Origin of the sequence: Nodosilinea sp. LEGE 07298 (genome assembly GCF_015207265.1) — a bacterium.
In the GTDB taxonomy this organism is placed as follows: Bacteria; Cyanobacteriota; Cyanobacteriia; order Phormidesmidales; family Phormidesmidaceae; genus Nodosilinea.
In genome coordinates this window covers 1-2,264 of record NZ_JADEXE010000525.1, presented here as the reverse complement: position 1 = coordinate 2,264, position 2,264 = coordinate 1, and the positions used below count along the sequence as shown (strand labels likewise).

Genomic DNA, 2,264 nt, shown 5'->3' with positions numbered 1-2,264 from the left:
CCCCCCACCCCCAAGCCTCGCCTCGCGATCGCCCAAGATGCCGCCTTCAGCTTCTACTACCCCGATAATCTAGACATCCTCACCGCCCTGGGAGCCGAACTGATTCCCTGGAGCCCGCTTCAGGATGCTTGTCCACCTGCCGATATTGATGGCATGTACTTTGGCGGTGGGTTCCCTGAAATGTTTGCAGCCGACCTGGCGACCAACCAGGGGTTGCGAACCGAGCTGAAAATGCTTTTGCAAGCAGGCTTACCTGCCTATGCTGAATGCGGCGGACTCATGTATTTGGCGACAACCCTGATCGACCTAAATGGCCAGCCCTGGCCAATGGTGGGGCTACTGCCTACCACCGTACGCATGGGGCCACGGCTGACTCTGGGCTACCGCCAGGCAGCGGCTCAGCAGCCTAGCCTCCTTTTGGCGCAGGGGCAAACAGTCTGGGGGCACGAGTTCCATCGCTCCCAGACTGATAAATTGCCAGAACACCCTCTATACAGGCTCAAGCGCTACGGTGCCGAGCAGCCCCACGCCACCGAGGGCTGGAGTCTACACCAGGTACAGGCCTCGTACCTGCACCTGCACTGGGGTGGCTGCCCGGAGGTGGCCCAGGCTCTGGTGGCGGCCTGTAACCAGTACCGCCAAAACCGGGTGTTGTCTGAATAAAAAAGCCTCTTTCCCGCTTTGGGAAAGAGGCCGCTGGTTCGCGTTTACCGATCGCCTTTTAGCGATCGCGATCGGCTGTGCTCTAGCTGAAGACCCTACAGATAGGCTTGGCCCATCATGGCCGAAGCTTGAATGTGGCGCTGGGCCGTCCAGCGATCGCCGTTAGCAGACTTGGCCGTTTGCATGCCGGGCATGTAGCCGCCGCCCAACGCATCGCTCATTTTCACAAGCTGTTCAGAATTCCAGGTTTTGTTGGTTTGGCTTTTCATGACGTTTCCTTTTGTTTATAGGTATACCGTAACAAAAGGTATTCTCATATACCAAATGTAGTGCTTCTGGCTTGCATGAGAGGGTTTGATGAATGATCTCTCTGAAGGATGAGGTTATTCAGATTTAGCTGTAGAGCTAGATCTAGTCACCAAAGCCTGAAATCACGGTTTTGGCCGATTCGATCGCCTCAGAGAGTAGGGTGGTGTGCTCGGTCAGTGATGCAGCCCCTGCCGCTGGGTCAGCCGAGTCTAAGGCAGTGGTGTCGGCTGATAGCAGCGCGATCGCACCAGAGACGTCTTCAAAGGCTTTTTGCAGCTCATCAAACTTGGTGCCAAGCTGAGTATCAATGGCCTCTTTAAGCTGAGCGGGGGCCAAATCTAAGGTCGACTTAAAGGTGGCTGTATTGGCAACCAGGGTATCAAAGGAGGCCGAGGCCGTATCTAATGCTGTTTTTGAGCTTTCAATGGTAGGGCTGAGAGTGGTGGCGCTGGCTGCGGTAGGGGAAGCGGCGGCTTTGCTGAGCTGCTTGGTTAAATCTTTGGTGATCGACTTGAGTGGCTTAACCGCTTCAGAAAATGAATCTTCTAGAGCGTCCGAGTAGTCGTCCAGCACAGTCTCCACAAACTCTTGGGCGGCTTCGGCCATAGTGAGATCCATGGTTTCGGTCAGGGTGCCCTTCGATGAAGCTAAGGCTTGAGACGTTGCTCCAGGCCCATTTGAAAAGACTAAAACTACCACCAAAACCCCAGCCGCCAGAGCCTTAAGCACTTGGCCAGTGAGTCGATGCAGGTGAGTCAGCATGAAACTATTCCTAAAATTCTAAAGAACCACGAAATTTGAATTGCCCATTAAATGGCCTACTAAATCGCTCATAGAGTGGGCCAAAGGCAATCTAATTTGAACAGTAGAGCGACCAAAACGGCCTCAAAGCAGTCAACCAATGTCGCTAAGGGACCATTGTCTAGGGCGATCGCCGCAGCGACACCTCAAAAATCTACAGAGAGTAATGCCACCACCACTTATTAGGGAAATGCGGGCGTTATCGCTGTATACAATCCAGAAGCACTGTACACAATCACCCAGTCTTTTTCAATCACCGCTCTAAAATCAAAAGACTCTTTAAAGAGTTTTGCGCCTTTATGCTCAGGGTTTACCGGTGTGGATAAGCTGGCCAACAAGCACTGACGCTTACAACCAATAAACTCTATTTGAGAGGGGCGATCGCCATGCCATCGGCGCTAGATACCGACGATCAGCAGGACAGTAAAACCCGCAGAAATGTCGTCCTTTCCTAACATTTGGCGATAGGCGTGAACCAAGGCTCTGATCGC

General features: G+C 53.2%; 2 protein-coding genes and 1 pseudogene. 1 reads left to right on the top strand and 2 read right to left on the bottom strand.

The annotated features are described in order from the left end of the window. A pseudogene (locus IQ273_RS32645) lies at positions 1-663 on the top strand (cobyrinic acid a,c-diamide synthase); the annotation flags it as partial. 95 nt (positions 664-758) lie between these two features. Here the strand turns inward: IQ273_RS32645 and IQ273_RS32640 are convergent. Together IQ273_RS32640 and IQ273_RS32635 are read right to left on the bottom strand one after the other, a co-directional pair. Then, positions 759-932 (bottom strand): hypothetical protein, encoded by a 174-nt coding sequence (locus tag IQ273_RS32640; RefSeq protein WP_194027231.1) that lies wholly within the window; start codon positions 930-932, stop codon positions 759-761. Positions 933-1,074: 142 nt separating this feature from the next. After that, positions 1,075-1,734, bottom strand: a complete 660-nt coding sequence (locus tag IQ273_RS32635) for a hypothetical protein (RefSeq protein WP_194027230.1) — start codon at positions 1,732-1,734, stop codon at positions 1,075-1,077. Between the last annotated feature and the right edge of the window lie 530 nt (positions 1,735-2,264).